The 15097-nt window shown below is 74.0% G+C and carries 3 protein-coding genes; all 3 read right to left on the reverse strand.

Going from position 1 to position 15097, the window contains the following annotated elements; translation table 11 throughout:
- Nucleotides 1–124: 124 nt before the first annotated feature.
- Genes AMK10_RS26280 through AMK10_RS26290 form a run of 3 tightly spaced genes read right to left on the reverse strand, consistent with a single transcriptional unit; the run spans nucleotide 125 to nucleotide 15078 of the window.
- Entirely contained in the window at nucleotides 125–14248 is a 14124-nt protein-coding gene (locus AMK10_RS26280; protein ID WP_073750429.1) for a lonely Cys domain-containing protein, read from the reverse strand.
- Nucleotides 14249–14614: a hypothetical protein gene (locus AMK10_RS26285; protein ID WP_073750431.1), complete on the reverse strand. Its 366-nt coding sequence runs from the start codon at nucleotides 14612–14614 to the stop codon at nucleotides 14249–14251.
- Nucleotides 14611–15078: a YbaB/EbfC family nucleoid-associated protein gene (locus AMK10_RS26290; protein ID WP_107428516.1), complete on the reverse strand. Its 468-nt coding sequence runs from the start codon at nucleotides 15076–15078 to the stop codon at nucleotides 14611–14613. Before AMK10_RS26290 ends, AMK10_RS26285 begins: the two co-directional genes overlap by 4 nt.
- Nucleotides 15079–15097 lie beyond the last annotated feature (19 nt).

The following is a 15097-nucleotide window of genomic DNA, read 5'->3' on the forward strand; positions in this document are numbered from 1 at the left end:
ATCCATCCGGCCCCAACTGGCCGCAGCGAGAGGGCGGTTACTCCGTGAAGAGTGGGTGAACAGCAGTCGACTCACGCCGGAGAGGCGGACACACCGCTCCTGGGAACGCCGGTGCAGGGCACGCTCAGCCCGGCAGCATGATCCCGGGCTCTCCGGTGGCCGGCGCGGTCGCGGGGTCCGGTGTGCCGGTGCCGCCGGGCCGGACGACCGACCAGGCCCCCGCCGCCGAAGGCCCGCCCGCCGCCGCCGGGTCCCGGAGGACGGCGACGGCGTACGGGGAACCCGGGGCGCTGGATCCGGTCAGGAACACCTTGTCCGTGGTCGTCCAGACACCCCGGCCCGTCAGCGCGCCGATCACCGGGCGCGGATCGGTGCCGCCCGCCGTTCCGGCCTCCCGCACGGCCAGAAGCACATCGGTCCGCAGGGGCTTTCCCGCCAGTTCCCTGTCGCGCGAGAGCAGTTCGCCGATCTCGTCGTACGGAACCCGCAGGACGGGGCTGCCGGGCAGCTGCATCACGAGGTGGCCGGAGTCCCCCGGCGCCCAGATGACGTACGGGCCGGGGCTGTCGGGGGTCTTCCACGGCGCGGGCACCACACCGCCCGGCTGGAAGCCGCCGCCGGGCTTGGGCACGGCCGTGACGAGGGCGGCCGTGTTCAGGGGGCCGGGCTTCCGGGGGGTCTGGAACCAGGTGCGGCCCGCCGTGCTGCCGTCAGCGGCGAGCAGCCGGGTCTCCGGAGCGAGGGCGCCCAGCGTCTCCAGGTGGAAGGCCGCCACGGCCGTCGGGTTGTCCAGGTCCCGCCCGGCGGCAGCCGCCCGGGTCACCAGGTCGACGACCTCGCCGCGCCGGGCCGGGTCGGGCCGGTCGAGGTGCAGGAGCCGGGCCCCGGCGGTGTCGGGATCGGGCGTCCGGTGCTCCCAGGCCAGGGCCGCGGCCGTCGCCCAGAACAGCCGGGTCCGCTGGGCGGGTCCCACCTCGGCGCCCGTCGGCAGCCCGAGCACCCGCGCGGCCTCGGCGTCCAGGGCGTCGGGCCCGGCGAAGCCGTCCAGCCGCCGCGCGGCCTCGACGAGCAGGGGCAGCGCGGCGAACGCGCTGAGCGCCACTCCCGTACCGGAGGCCGTGGCGGCGCGCAGAAGCGCGGCACGGTGGTCGTCAGGGGTGAGGGCCGTGCCGGGCAGCGGGCCGCGAAGGGCCCGTACCGTCTGTTCCAGCAGGTCCACGGTGAACGGCGTGGCACCGGCCAGGGCCGGGTCACTCGCCCGCATCGACTCCAGGGCCCCGATACCGGCCAGCAGTTGGGCGTAGGCGGCGTCCTGCTCCACATCCGGGCCGAACACGTTCCGCAGGGCACGCACCAGCCGCAGCGCCGTGTCCCGGACCTCGGGCGGTGCGGGCCCGTCGCCCTGGTGGAGACCCGCTGCGCGTGCCCTGGCGTCGAGCGCGGCGCCGGTGGGCTCGGGCCGGAACTCCAGCCACCGCCCACGCCTGCCCTGGGGGTCGGTGCTGAGGATGCGGACGTGTCCGCCGCCCTGCTGTGCGCTCAGCCGCTGGATTCCGCTCGGCCGGGTGGAGGCGAACACGGTGCGGCCGGTCTCGTTGGCGGTGTACTGGGCGTCGCTGACGGTCGCCAGCGGATCGGCGACGTACGGCGCCCGCGGGGCGTCCCCGTTGACGAAGTCCGCGCCGCCCGGCGTCGCGTGCCAGCAGGCGTCCATCACGATCACATGGTCGCCGGGGAGCTGGGACACACTGGGCCGGCGCTTGAGGAACCCGCCGGTCAGGGGGCCGCGCGCCATGTGGTTCGCGCCGCCCTCCAGCGCCATGTCGGTCATCCCCGGGAAGGCGTGCACGGCGAAGAAGTACGCGGGCCTGCCCGCCCAGGGCACGAGACCGGGGTCCTTGGTCAGGACACCGGTGACCGGGTTCTGGTGCCAGAGCTCCGTCGTCGTCGGCATCTGCCGCATGAGCCCCTCGAAGCGGGCCGCCTCGGCGGGGTGGAAGACGAACCGTCCGATCGGCCTCCCCTGCGAGACCTGGGTGTACGACACGACGTCGCTCTCCCAGTCCTGCGCGTCCTGCCGCGCGTCGGGCCCGGGCAGCTGACCGGGCTCGCTGACGATCCAGACCCCGGCCGTCCCACCCGGGCGGTGCTCGGGGGAGACGACGGTCCGGTCCCCGGGCCCGGTGAACGCGAGACGCCCGCTGGTGGACCACGTCGTGCGGCCGGTCCGGTCGGCGACGGCTCGTGGCAGATCCAGGCCCCGGGCGCCCGCCTCCGGGACCAGGAGGACCACCGGCACGTCCGACGGAAGCCCGGCCAGCACCGGATCCATGGCCAGCAGCTCGGCGAACACCTCGCCCGGCACCCGGTGGGAGGTGCCTTCGGCGTCCAGCACGACGACATGGTCGTGACCGCCCTCGGCAGCCATCACGACGTACGGCGGAGGCCCACCGGGTTCGAACACCGCTCCCCCGTCGGGGCGTTGCAGGGAGGCGTCGAGCTGCGCCGTGTCGAGGCTCCTGACCCGGTCGCCCGTCCAGTTCCGCCCGATGTCGCCGCCTGTCCTGGGCAGGGTGCGGGCGACGGCGAACACCCCTTCGAGCACGAGGCGGAACGCCGCCAGCTCGGCGAGGCTGCGGGCGCCCTCCACGTTCTCGTCGAGCGCCACCCGGAGCAGTTCGCCGCGCCGCGCCCTGGTCACCGGCTCCTGCTCGTCGAGGCCCAGGACGTACCGGGCCACCGCGTCCAGGTCGAACGGGCCGTCGCGCAGCGCCGACCGGGGACCGTTCCCGCGCAGGGTGTCCAGCCGGACGAGGGCTTCCCGGAGCGTGGGATAGAGCGGGTTGCCGTCGATGTCCGGGCCGTAGAGGTCCACCAGGATCCGGTGGTGGTCCGGCTCCGGCTCGGGGGACGGGCTGCCCTCGCCGGACTCCCCGTCCTCCCAGTCCATGATCATGTCGAGGGAGTCCACGCTGCTCGCCGGGGACGAGGGCTCCGGCGAGTCGAGGAGCAGCCGGGTGGGCGCGGAGGTGTCGGGCTCGCCCCGCTGCACCCGCACCAGCCGCTGCTGTTCCGGTGTCAGTCCCAGCCCCTCCACCGGGAGCCGGCTGCCGAGCAGGACGGCCTGCGCGGTCTGCCCGGCCGACAGCGTCACCCCGATCGCGTCCAGCTCGGCGAGCGACACGTATCCCTCCAGGGGGACCACCGGCGGGGCGGGCGGCGGTGCGGAGCCGCCCTCGGGAGGCGGCGCGGCGGACGTCTTGACCTGGTCGGGGACGACCCTCACTCCCAGCCGGTCCGTGAAGAGACCGGCCACCCGCTCCAGCCAGCCCGCCGCGACCGCGGGGTCGAGCCCCGGGCGCACGGACTCGCTCATGTAGCGGCCCGACTTGTCGTTCACCGTCCACCGGCCGCGCTCCGCGTTCCACCGGAACTCCCCGGAGACCCGGCTCGGTCCGGGGACCGTCCGTCCCTTCCCGCCGAAGTCCGCGGCGATCCCCGTGTGACCCAGCCCGTCCAGCTGTGAGCGGAGTTGATCGGCGGTCAGCTCGGGCGTCACGCGCCGCATGCCGGTGAGCAGCGCGTCGAACTGCTCCGGCGTCACGATCGCGCTCGGCTGTTCGCTGCCCAGCAGCACCCGCCCGTCCCCCGTGACGGTGTAGATCCAGACGGCGTCCTTGCTGCCCGTGACCAGCAGGTCGGGATCGACCTCGTCCAGGGGCACCCACAGCGGATTCACGCGTACGTCGCCCGCCGCGTCCCGCTCCTCGTCCTTGACCCGCTTGGGGGCGACCTGTTCGCCGAAGGCGAGGAGGTCGCGGGGTGCCGCGCCGCTGCCGTTGTAGTGGTTGTGACCGTTGTAGTGCACCTCGATGACCCGGGACGCGTCCCGCAGCCCGGCCCGGTTCTCGTCGAACAGCAGGCCGTCCCTCGCCACTTCCACCCGGACCTCGAAGGCATGGGCGAGCAGGGGCAGGAAGATCTCGCCCACCGGGTCGATGTACCGGTCCTCCCAGTGGGCGACGGCATCCAGGACGGTCTGGAGCTCGACGTCGTCCAGGGGCGCCTCACTCGTCGCGTAGAGGGCGGTCAGCTCCCGGCGCAGGCCCGCGTCCGTGCGGTCCACGAGCGTGTCCGCGTCCACTCCGTGGTGGGCGAGCAGGGTGACGAGTGCGGTCCGGTGGAGTGGGCCGATGCGGCCGGCGAGGTCCGGCGCCGCCGACATGCGCAACTGGCCGATGATGTGCGGGTGGAGCCGGCCCCGGCTCGCCCTGACGTAGCCGTCGACGGTGGCGCGCATCCGGGCGGCGACGGCCGCCTCCGGGCCTCCCTCGTACGTGCCGTCGGGTGAGGTGGCGGCAGCGGCGGCCGTCAGACCGGCGCGTACGGTGCGGGGGTCGCCGAGCCAGGCGTACGCGGCGGGGTCCGACTCCGCGAGGCCCGGCAGCCGGTCGCGCAGATAGGCCGGGTCTCCGGCCATGAACGAGAACAGCAGGCACTCGCCGGAACCGGGGACGGTCACGGGCCGCCCCCGGGCGGGGCGCCCCGGTGAGACCGGGCCGGTCTTCTTCGCGGGCGCCTTCCCGTCACCCTCGGGAGCCTCGCCCTCCGGCGCCTTGCCCTTGCCCTTGGGGTCCTTGGGGGCCTCGGTGCCCTTGGGGGCCTTGCCCTCCAGGGTCTTCCCCTCGGCCTCGGAGGACGTCGTCCCCGGAGCCTGGGCGTCCCCCCGTACCGCGAGCTGGTAGTGCCGGTCCGCGAGGCTCAGCACCACCTGGGGACGCGGTCCCGCCGGCCCGCCGAGGAGCATGTCGAGCGTGCCCGTGGTGTCGGTGGGCGCGGGGTGGAAGACGTGGGCGCGGCCCGCCTCGTCGACCACCGTGATGTCCACGCCGAAGGTCCGTGCGGCGAGGGCCGGGAGCAGGTCCGCCGCCCCGTGGTTCCATCCGGCCTCCCCGTCCGCGCCGCCGGGCCGCGTCAGCTGGGCGACGGCCAGCGCCGCGCGGGCCCCGCGGTCCGGTGTGACGGAGTGCGGCATCAGCCCGTCGAGCCCGTCGAACTCACGGCCGCCCGGGGTGTCCGCGCCCAGGGGGCCCGTCCCGCGCAGTCCCGCCGCGGTGACGTCCGCGTCGCTGAACGTGTCCGTGTCGTCCGGCGCGACCAGGTCGAGCAGGTCGGCGTCCGACGGGTCGTCGAGCCGGCTCGCGAGCAGCGGACGGAGCGCGGCGGCTGCCGCGCGCCGGTCCGTGAGGTCGATGCCCCGGTCGGTGAGCAGCTCGGGCGCCGTCCTGCTCAGCCCCTCCACCAGGGCGTGGAGGAAGGCGTCCCCGTCCCTGGGCACGTCGTGGAGGGTGTAGGTGACCTGGTCGGGCGAGGTGAGCCGCGCGCCCTCGCCGGTGCCGGTCCTGGTGTAAACGGGGCGGGGCGGGGGCGACGGCGGTGCGAGGGTGGCCGGGGCCTTCACATGCACGACTGCGGGCGGTTCCGCGCGTCCGCCGAGCCGCTCCCGGCCCTCCGGGGTGGCCGCCTCCTGGTGCCAGCGGGTGAGCTGGTCCGCGCCCGTCCTGACCCGGTGGTACTCGGCCGCCGCCGTCTCAGCCGTCGCCCTCAGCCCGTCCAGCAGGGTCCGGCGGTTGCCGAAGGCCGTGAGGGCGTCGTCCCGTCGTCGGGTGGCCTCCTCGACCCGCCGGCGCGAGGAGGCCACGGCGTTCTCCGCCCTGTCGACCCGCCGGTCGGCCGCTTCGGTGCGGCGACGCACGACGTCCATGCGGCCCTGTTCCGCGGCCAGTTGGTCCCGGGCGGTCCGTTCGGCGGCCTTCAGGGCGGCGCGGGCGTCGTCGATCTGGTCGCGGACGATCTCGGCCCAGCCGTCGTGGGCCGCCTCGCCCGTGTCGGTCTCCTCCAGCGTCTCCAGGGCGGCCCGTGCGTCCCGCACCGCCCGCTGCCCGGTGTCGCGTACGGAGTCGAGCCGGAGCCGGGCCGCCTCGTGCGCGGTCCTGGCGGTCTCGGCGGCGTCGTACGCCTGGTCGAGTCGGCGCCGGTCGGCGGTGGCGGCCTCGAGGACCGGGGTGAGGGCGCTCTCCGCGGCGTCCCGTGCCTCGCGCAGGGCGAGGGCTCCGCGGCGCTTCTTCCAGTAGGCCTTGTCGGCGTCGACCCAGGCCTTGCTCGCGCTGCCGACCGCGTCCCAGGCGGCGGCCACCTGTGCCGGGAAGTTCGTCCCGTCGATCAGCCCGAGCTCCCGGGCGATGTCGTCGCGTACCCACACGACGGCGTAGGCCTCCGAGGCGACCGCCTTGAGCCCCGGCCTGACACTCCCGAACGCGCCGCCGACGAACCGTCCGATGCGGCTGTCCTTGATGCCCCGCTGCACGTCGGCGACGCTGAGCCAGGTGGTGGGCACCGCGAAGAGGAACACCCGGCCCGTCTTGGGCTTGGTGTTGACCGAGGTCAGCTGGTCGGCGGAGGTGGCGAGGGAGTCGCCCGTACCGGCGTACGGTCCGGTGCCCGAGGCGCCGAGCTGGTTGAGCCCGGTCCGGTCGGAGCTGATGAGGACACCGGCCCCGATCGCCGAGTCCTGGACGCTCTCCCGGCCGACGCTCGTCGCGGCGCTCTCGCCCGCCCGGCGGAGCATCTCCATCTTCTTGCCGTCGGCGACGGTGAGCAGCGTGGCCCGGCTGAAGTCGGGTTTGGCGTACAGGTCGAGCTGGGCGCTCTCGTTGCCGACGACGCTCTTCTCGGTGAGCCCGGGGACGCGGTAGCCACCGAGGGTGACGGCCTGGTGGTAGTACGCCGACAGGGCGGCGTTGCTCTCCCCGTCCTCCAGCGCCTGGGCGGAGCCGGTGCCCAGCCGGGTGAGTCCGGTGTCCCTGGCCCGGTAGGGGGCGTCGTCCGCGTAGGTGGAGAAGCCCGCGTCGTAGGAGAGGGCGACCGCGTAGGTGCTGGCCATCCGGATGTCCGCGAGCCCGATGATCCGGCGGACGTCGAAGCCGGTGTCGGGGAAGCGGAAGGGTTTCAGGCTGCCGTCGCCGTGCTTGGTGTACGGCCCGAGCGCGTTCTCCGGGACGCCCGGCCGGGGCGGGGCGAGCGCGGGCAGGGACGGCGGTGGCAGAGGATCGGAGCCGGGGTCGCCGTCCGGGGCCATCAGGCTGAGCGGCACGTGCTCGCGCAGGGTTCCGGCCGGGCCCTCCTCCGTGAGGACCTGCTTGCCCGTGAACCGGTCGCGCGCCGCCACCGCCCGCCCCTTCAGCGAGGTGTCCGCCTCGTCCCGGGCGGGGGCGTCGTCCGCCTCCAGGGTGATCCGGATGCGGTACGGGGTGGCGATCTCCGCGTACGGCTCCGTGGACGCCGCCCGGAACACCGTCAGGGTGGAGGCCGTGCGGCTCGCCCCGGTGGTCTGCCGTCCGGACCCCGTCTCGGTGAAGGTGGGGCCGGACGCCGCGGCCGTACGGTCCCCGGTGTGCACGCCCTCGCCGACGAGATAGCCGACGTCCGCGCCCTTCGAGGACTCCGCCCCCTCCTGCACGGTCTCGATGGCCCGCCGGTTCTCCTCCATCTCCACGCTGTGGTCGAGCATCTCGAAGGACGGTGTGCCCGGCAGGACCTGGACACGGATGCGGACCTGCCGCTTCCCGATCCGGAAGCTGTGCCACCCCCACGCCCCCGTACGGGCGGGCACCGACGAGCCGGTGCCCGCCATCTCCTTGTCCAGGGAGCGCAGTACACGCGAGGACACCAGGGTGCGGACCCGCTCCCGGCCCGCCTCGTCGAGCCCGAGCGCGTGCACCTTCCGGTCGAACGCGGCGAGCACGGCCGTCGGATCGAGCGCGTTGACGGGGTACGTGCCGAAGCTGTTGCCCTGCAACCAGGGCTGCGGTGACCACCGGCGGGCGGTGTAGCGCGGCACGTCGCCCATGCCGTCGTCGATCAGACCGACCAGGTGGGCGCTCTTCTCGGGCACATGGGCGAGCCAGCCGCCCGGCACCGTCGTCATCCGGCCCGCCGCCGCCGCGAGCCAGTCCGGGACGAACGCCCTGCCCGCCGCCCGCGCGCCGATGAGGCTCGCGGCCAGCGCCAGCCAGTGCTCGGCCGTGCCCGTCACGAGCACCTGGTGGCCGAAGCCCTTGCGGTTCATGTCGTGGACGACGGCACGGGTGACGGTCGTGTTCGACTGGTCGGCCGTCGACCAGGGGCTCGCGACCAGGCCGTAGGTGCCCAGCAGCCCCGGCCCCGTCGAGTGGGAACGGGCGTAGGTGAGCTGCCCGCCGGTGAAGAACGTCGACGTCCTGGTCAGCTTCCCCGAGGTCTGGCCCGTACCGCCGAGCACCATCTCCGTGTCCATCGGGACGGAGCCGGTCAGGGCCCGGATGTCGCTCACCGCCGTCAGATGGCGGAACGTCGCCCAGAGGGTGGCGTACGGCCCCTTGCCCATCAGCCCGGCCGCGGTCCAGCCGAGCGGACCCGAGCTCTGGTCGAAGTTCGCCGTCAGGTACTGGGCCTGGAAGGCGCGCAGGACCGACTCCCGGGTCGGGGCGCCCTCCTCGGTGAGCTGCCACGCCCCGCCCGACCCGGCGTCCAGCAGCCCGCCGAGCGCGTCCATGAGGGCAGGGGACGGCACGACGCCGATGGTCAGGAACGGATGGTTCTGGAGGTCCTGGAACAGCCGTGAGCCCCGCCCGTCCGCCGACACCGGGCCCGGGTCCCCGACGACGTCGGTGGCGCGCACCAGGGTCCCGGACCGGGCCGGCTCGCCGAGCGCCAGCGCCCTCGCCCGCTCGGGCCGCAGATGGCGCACCGGCTGCTGCCCGATGCTCAGGAAGGGGTTGGCCCTGCCCCGGGCGTGCGGATCGACGGCGGGCGCGTGGCTGCCGGGGATGCTGATCAGCACCTGCCCCGTCATCGGCCCGCCGCCGATCGTGCCGCCCCCGGGCCGGGAGCCGATCAGCAGGCCGCGGGCCTGGTGGAAGACGAACGGCTGGGTCCCCAGCAGCCCCAGGGTCGCCGTCCCCCGCAGCAGCCCCCGGAACCGCCAGTAGCCTCCCCGGTCCACGGTGAGCGAGAGATCGTAGCGGTACAGGTGGGAGGGCCCGGCGCTCACGGTCATCGGCTCGTACGTGGCGGTCGCGCCGAAGCCGGTCTCCTGGTCGGACTGCCACCCCTTGCGCGCCCCGAGCGTCAGCACGCCCGCGTTGTTCGGGGCGCCGATGTCGTCCGCGCTCGGATCGCGGAAGGCCAACTGCCCCTCGAACCCGAGCTCCTTGATGCGTTTGGCGCTCTTCTGCCCGTCGACGCGCTCGACCCCGACCGTGCTGTAGCGCAGCTTGAAGTCGTCCTGGACACCCTCGAAGCGGCGGTTGGTCAGCTCGGCGTGCAGCCAGATGTAACGGTGCCCCTGGCCCAGCCGGCCCGGCTCGTTGAACCGGATCCTGATGCCGGTCGTCGTCAGCGCCTCCAGGTTCCCCGCCATGCTCCGGTACGACAGGGCGGCCAGCACCTCCAGCGTGTTGGAGAGCGCCGTGCGGTACTCCTCGTCGGTGCGCCACAGCGACGGCGCGGGGCGGGGGAACGGCCCCGGCGACTCCAGCAGGGCCGCGGTCCGCTCGCGCCAGGTCCCGCGCTCACGCGGCGCGAGCTGGTCCAGGCGTGCGACGAGGCGCGGATACTCCGCGGCGAGCCTGGTCAGGACCTCGTCGGTGAAGGTGTCCAGCATGGTCCGCTCGCGCCCCGAGGCATCCGTCACCGCCGACCGCGAACCGTCGGTGAAGGCGAACTCCTCCACCCGGTGCATGCCCAGCGTCGGGGGGCGGTCCACCGTCAGATAGGCGGGCGCGAAGGGCGGCGGCGCGCCCGCCGTCAGCGCCCGCCGCAGCCCGTCGTCCCAGCCCGCGAGCCGCCGCGCCTCCGTACGCGTCATCCGGTCCACGCTCCAGGTGTGGAACCGCCGGGGCGGGGCGGTGCTGCCGCTCCGGTTGACGTAGACCGTCTTGCGTACGAGGTAGAGGCCGGTCAGGTCGCCCTTCACCTGGCCCGCCGACTTGACGGAGCCCGAACCGCCGAGCGCGGCAGTCCGCGACACGGAGAAGAGATAGCGGAACGCGGGTCCGAACTGGAGCCTCAGGTTGAGATTCCCGTCGGCGAGGTCGAAGAAGTTGAAGGCCGGGCCCACGACGCCGTCGATCCCGAACGCCGCCGTCTTCTGCAGGCCGCGCTCGTTGCGGACCGTCGAGGTGTTGATGTCGCGCATCTCGGCGTCGGGCGTCTCCGTGATCAGCGTGGCCCGGCCCGGCACGACATCGACGACGAACACGCCGAGGGGGGTGCGGACCTTGTCGTCGGCGACCAGCGGCACGGTCGTCACCCGGCCCCGTGACAGCGCGGGGCCCTGCCGCTGGAAGCTCAACGAGGAGAAGAAGGCGTCCAGTTCGCGGAAGGCCGTACTGCCCGGCAGCACACCGATCTCCGCCGCCGCCCAGTCCCGCATCCGGGCCACGGGCCCGAACCCCTCGGTCCGCACCAGCCGGTACGTCGACTGCCGGCCCAGCTCCAGGGAGCGCGGGATGCGCCCCGGGCGCACCGTGCCGCTGGTGACGCTGTCCGGCAGCCGCACCGAGAGGCCGTCCCGCATGCTGAAGCCGTGGAACGCGGTGCCCTCCGTGCCCGGCCGCAGGCCGTCCACCGGCCGGCCGTCCGCGTCGGTGAGCCGCAGTTCGTAGTACGCGTGGTCCAGGTAGACCCGCGAGCCGTCCAGGGCGCGTGTCTCGGTCTGGCTGGTGTGCTGGTCGGTCTGCCCGTACGAGACCTTGGCGGCGAAGCCGAACCGCAGCCCCAGCCGTCCGAATCCGCTGAACGCGGCCGTCCCCATGGGGCCGATCGGTCCGCCCAGCGCGATCTGGGTGGTGGACTGCATGGTCTTGCTCTGCCCGGCGGCGGCCACCGAGCGGTGCATCCCGTCCACCTTCACCGGGTTGCCGTAGGCGTCGTCGAACTGCTCCCAGTCGCCGTGGTGCCGCACGACCAGCGACAGTTTGCGCACGCTGCCGTCCTCGGCGGTGTACGGGAACACCCGGCCGTCGCCGGCGAGGGTCTTGGGCTCGTGCCGGAACGCGTACGTCACGTCCGCCATCACGTCACCGGCGTCGCCCGCCAGCACCCGCTCGATCTCCGCCAGGGCCTGCCCGGTGCCGCGCAGGACGACATCGCTGTGCCCGAAGGTCAGGGAACCGGAGAGCAGTTCGCCGATGATGTCGTCGGGCACGCCGTCCAGCAGGGCCTGTACGTCGTCGATGTAGTCGGGCATCCGGGTGCCGTTGCCGAAGTCCACCGGAGCCCGGCGCCCGCCCAGCGGCCGGGGCAGGGCCGGGTCCAGGACCGGGGGCCGCGTCCGGTCGAGGGTGGTGCGGATCCACTCCTTCTGCTTCGGGGGCGGGGTGACCTTGGGCTTGGGCTCGGGCTTCGGCTCGGGTTCGGGCTTCGGCTTGGGTTCGGGCTCGGGCTGAGGTGTGACCTCCGGCTTGGTCTCCGGCTTCGGGAGCGTCCCGGAGACGGTCACCGGCGGCTTCGGGGTGGCCGGCGCCTCCTTCCCCTGCGTGGGAAGCACGGGAGCGTACGGCTCCGCGCCGGGATGCCCGCCGACGGTGCGCGGCCGGACGGGCGGCGGAGGCGCGGCGGCTGTGGTCCCGGCGGGGCCGACGTCCCCGATGTGCGCGGCCAGCAGCTGGAGGTGGCGGCCCCGGAGCCCGCCCTGCGCGAGCCCGTCGGGCGCCGGGCGCCGGTAGTCCCCCAGCAGGCTCCCCTCGACGTCGGGACGGTGCGGCGCGACCGTGTGGCGGGACTCGTCCCGCAGCCCGAGCAGATGGCCGATCTCGTGCGCGTAGTCGACGGGATCGGCGTCGGCCCACCACGCGGACCGGGTCATCTGCTCGTCGCGGGGGATGAACCGGACGTTGAGCCCGCTCGGATGCGGGTCGGCCTCGACCCGCTCCACCGTCACGTGCAGCAGGTCCCCGTTCGGCAGCCGGTGGCCCGGGGCGTTGAACGCCTCACCGACTCCGCCGATCACCTTCTCCCATACGCCGTCCGGGAGTTCGCCGGTGGCGCCCGCACCGACCTTGACGGTCAGATCGGTGACGCTCTCGCCTCCGACCTCGAAGCGGCGTACGTCGAACTTCGACGTCACGGCGAACTGAGTGGTCCGGCCGGGCCGTTGCGGGTCCGGAGCCGCGGAGACGGGATCGACCCAGGTGTGCGCACGCGTCACCGGATCGGTGCCCGAGCGGGCCGCCTCCCAGGCGGGGGAGCCGGGAGCGGCGGCCTCGGGGAGCGGGGAGGACCGTACGGGATCGCCCACCGCCTGCGAGCCGGACCGTTCGGGCTCCGGCTCCCCCGTCGGGGCCTGGCGCTCCTCGTCCAGGTCCTCCGCGGTGTCCAGGTCCCGCACCGGGTCCCGCACGGCATCCGGCGCCCCTTGCTGCTCGCCGACGCCCGCCGGGCGCGCGCCGGGGGCGGACCCGTGCGCGGGCGAGGAGGCGGGCACGCCGGCCGGTACTGATGCCGGTGCGGCGGCCGTCGGCGGTAGCGAGGACTGCGGCGCGGCTGCCGGTCCCGGCGTGACCGGCGCTGCTGTGGGCGTCGAGGTGGCCTCCGCCTCCTCCTCTGTGCCCGGCAGCATCTCCGTGTCCGCGTCCACGGCATCGGGCAGCACCTCTTCCGGCCCCCGCCCGCCTGACGGCACGGGCGACGAAGCGGCCGACGACACGGGCGCCGAACCGGGCGACGGCGACCCCGGGGAGGACGACACGGGGGACGCCGAAGACGAGGACGGCAGCGACGACGGCTGCACCGCACCCGGCGGGCCGGCCGGCGAGGACTGCGGCAGCGGCCCCGACGATGCCGGCAGGACGACCGGCGACGTCTCCGGCAGCCTCACGGGCGGCACCGTGCGCGCCGTCCCGTACGGCCCCGTCGCGGTCGGCTGCCCGACGGACGGGTGCCCGACGGACACCGGCGGCACGACCGTGGACGTGGACGGCGGGTCACCCGTCACCGGCGACGGGGAGTACGGGGGCGGCGACGGCACCGGCGGCGCGGTGTACGGCAGCGGCGATGTGGAGAGCGTCGCCGCCGGCACGAGCGGCGGCGGCGACGGCACCGGCGAGGACGGCCCGCCCGTGGTCACCGTCGGAACGGGCACCCGGGTGGTGTCCGCCGGGCCGTCACCGCTCCTGTCGCCCGGACCGGGCAGCTCGTTGATCCCGCCCGACGGCACCGGGGCGGCGAAGAACTTGTTGTTCAGCCACAGCGCCCCGCCCCCGATCGCGGACTCCGCGTACATGCCGAACACCCCGCTGGTGCCGGAGCCCACGAAGGTCTCCCACTTGAACTCCCACTTCCCGTCGAAGAGTCCGGTGACCAGCACCTCCGCGAGTGTCTCGCTGAGCCCCGAGACGACGAAGACGGCGGGGATGTCGTAGACCTCGTTCAGCCCCTTGGCCAGGAACGGATTCCGCTTCGGGAAGTCGATGTCCAGATGGTCGAAGTAGTCGGCGCCGTTCTTGAACCAGTTCTTGAACTTGTCCGAGAAGTGCCCGAAGGCGCCCTCGAAGAGACCTCCGAGCGCGCCGAACGCCGCCGCCTTGCCGACATCGCCCCAGTCGATGCCCGGCGGCCTGCGGGCCGGCGGGTTGAACGCGATCTGGGCGAGCTTGACCGCCAGCGTCTGGATGGCCTCGGCGAACGCCCCGCTGAGCGCGGGCGCGATATGGGTCATCCGCAGCAGCCGGTCGATGATCATCAGCACGGCCAGCCGGCTGCGGGCCCTGGCCAGCGCCATCTGGGAGATCGAGGTGCCGCCGGTGAAGAACGCCATGGCCGCCAGGAAGGCCAGCTCGATCAGGAGCATGACGATCTCGGCGATGATCTCCCACTTCGACTCCTGGATCTTCATCGAGTAGTCGATCTGGCCGTCCGCCATGTCGTCCAGCTGGTCGACGAGCTCCTGGAGCCGGTTGACCCCGCCGTCGTCCGTCAGCAGGGACAGCCCCTGGACATATCCCCGCGCGACGTCCTCCGGGAGCGCCCGCCCGGCGTTCAGCACCGACTGCTGTACGGCGTCACGCAGTTCGAGGACCCGTTTCCCCAGGTCGAGGTAGAGGGCACGGCTCTCCCACGCCAGGTTCTCCCTGGCCTGCAACGGCATCTCGCCGAGAAGGATCCAGAGCATCTTCCTGACGTCCTCGGGGAAATTGATCTCCTGCACTCAGCGCTTCCCCTGCCCGCCGTCGCCGTGGAGCGCTTCGTCGGTCTTCCTCCGGTGCGCCGCTATCTGTTCCGTGGCGTCGGTCCGGGTGCCCTCGATGTTCTCCAGGTTGGTGAGCGTCGCCGAGACCAGGACGTCCAGCGCCTCGTACAGGCCCTGGGTGATGTCGGTGCAGTACCTGTTGTTCTCCTCGTACTTCGGGCGCACCTCCCGGGCGAAGTCGTCGGTCCAGCCCGGCCAGTCCGTGTAGTCGTTCTCCTGGCGCCGGAAGTCCTGGCCCATCCGCTTCGCCAGCGCCGGCAGGCTCTTCATCTCCTCGATGCTGCGCCGCAGCCCGCCCGGGTCCGCCTCGTACACCCCGCTCATCGCCTGCCCCCTCCTCGTGTGCCCGGCCGTGTGTCGTCGGAGTCGTCGTGGATCTCGTCCCTCAGCCGGTCGCTCGCCGAACGGTCCCGGCCGCTTCCCTCTCCGCCGTAGGCGGGGCCGAGGACCCGGTCCCAGTCGACGTCGAAGCCGCCGAACTCCGGGGCGACGCCGGTGGGCCGGGTCAGCGGCTCGAAGATCTCCCGCACCCGGTACGCCATCTCCGCCCGCGCCTGGTCGGCGGCCTCCAGCACCGAGGCGGCGAGCTGGGCGGCCGGCATGTTCCGGTAGCGGCTGTCCAGGAAGCGCAGCCCCGTCAGCTCGCCCTGCGGGCCGACGGTCACCTCGACCGCGCGGTCGCGCGAGCGCACGGTGAGCGAGGAGTCGCGCAGATCCTCCTCGGCCCGTGCGACAGCGGCCTCCACGGCCTGGAGTTCGGCGATGGCCTTGGCGATGCGCTGCTCCATGGGCTCGCGCGGCTCCCCC

The organism is Streptomyces sp. CB02058 (genome assembly GCF_001905505.1).
In the GTDB taxonomy this organism is placed as follows: domain Bacteria; phylum Actinomycetota; class Actinomycetes; order Streptomycetales; family Streptomycetaceae; genus Streptomyces.